Source organism: Streptomyces sp. GC420 (genome assembly GCF_009916105.1).
In the GTDB taxonomy this organism is placed as follows: domain Bacteria; phylum Actinomycetota; class Actinomycetes; order Streptomycetales; family Streptomycetaceae; genus Streptomyces.
On the sequence record NZ_JAAAXQ010000778.1, the window covers coordinates 1 to 1,037 of the forward strand.

The window sequence follows — 1,037 nt, forward strand, 5'->3', positions numbered from 1 at the left end:
GCGCGAACAAGGGAGGCGGGGGAGGGGGCGTCGGAAGGGGGCGCGGCGCGCGGAATTAGGAGGCTGTCCGGAGCATCCGCCGGGCGGCCGCCCGGCCGCTGGCGCTGACGCGTTCCGCCGCGTGGAGTCGCAGTGCTCGCGCTCGCACGAACGCGGCGGCCGCCTCAGAGTCGCCACCCGCTGCGCGGGCAAGCAACTCCGTGATCTTGCTGTCAGTCATCAGGGGTCCTTTCGGGGCGCACCAGCGCGAGCCGTTACCGGCAATGCGGCATGGTCTGTTCGGCGGCGGGGTTCGAGAGCGCGCGCGAAGCATCCATGGAGATCTTGAAGCTGAACACGGTAAGGACGATCGCGGAGACACCCAGCAGGACACCCAGGAAGATTCCAGTCCTGCGCCCGATCCTGCGGCCGATCCTGTGGTTCATCATTGCTCCCACTTTCCTAGCTTGTGAGGGTGGCGCGGAGATGTGCGGTCGGACTTGGGTGCCGCCCCCACCGGGGGGCGGCACCCGGCGTTAGAACCAAGTCGCCTCACAGCCGAGGTCGTTCCGGGCAAGGTCCCGAAGCGCGGACAGTTCACCGTGCGCCCCGCACTCAACACATGTGCCGCCGCGCCGGTCCCCGTCGGACTCGAAGTCGCCGATGACAAGGATGTGCGGACGGGCTATGGGGGTCTTGATGTTGGACACGACCAGGCCGGACTCGGGGCGCGCGGCGGCGCGTGCCGCGAAGTACTCCATGCGCTCCTGGATGTCCTCCAGGTCCTGCTCGGCGAAAATCCAGGTCAGTCGCTCCACGGAGCCGGGCTCGCCGTACGGGAGCCCGGTCGTGGGGCACATCGCCGACTTCTCGGTGACGGGCGTAGCGACCTTCGGCGAACGGCGAAGCAGGGCGAGCATGGAATCTCCCAGGAGTTTGGCTGGCGCTGACGGCGACCGGCTGTTGTGATTACAGTACACAACGAAACGCTAATACGCAACAGTCGGGCGGTAAGACAGGCGACGGGGGCGGGGCGGCCCGGCCCCGGTGGGTGAGGG

At 68.3% G+C, this 1,037-nt stretch carries 3 protein-coding genes; all 3 read right to left on the reverse strand.

Annotation, left to right across the window (positions count from 1 at the left end; all coding sequences use genetic code 11):
* Positions 1–55 precede the first annotated feature (55 nt).
* Positions 56–220, reverse strand: a complete 165-nt coding sequence (locus tag GUY61_RS38555; protein ID WP_166634929.1) for a hypothetical protein — start codon at positions 218–220, stop codon at positions 56–58.
* Positions 221–254: 34 nt separating this feature from the next.
* Complete coding sequence (locus GUY61_RS39470; protein ID WP_205386985.1) at positions 255–428, reverse strand: hypothetical protein; 174 nt, start codon at positions 426–428, stop codon at positions 255–257.
* 87 nt (positions 429–515) lie between these two features.
* Complete coding sequence (locus GUY61_RS38560; protein ID WP_166634930.1) at positions 516–899, reverse strand: hypothetical protein; 384 nt, start codon at positions 897–899, stop codon at positions 516–518.
* Between the last annotated feature and the right edge of the window lie 138 nt (positions 900–1,037).

Excerpts from the sequence above, each read along its gene's own strand:
- GUY61_RS38555 (WP_166634929.1), bottom strand. The coding sequence starts at position 220 with ATGACTGACAGCAAGATCACGGAGTTGCTTGCCCGCGCAGCGGGTGGC.
- GUY61_RS39470 (WP_205386985.1), bottom strand. The coding sequence starts at position 428 with ATGATGAACCACAGGATCGGCCGCAGGATCGGGCGCAGGACTGGAATC.
- GUY61_RS38560 (WP_166634930.1), bottom strand. The coding sequence starts at position 899 with ATGCTCGCCCTGCTTCGCCGTTCGCCGAAGGTCGCTACGCCCGTCACC.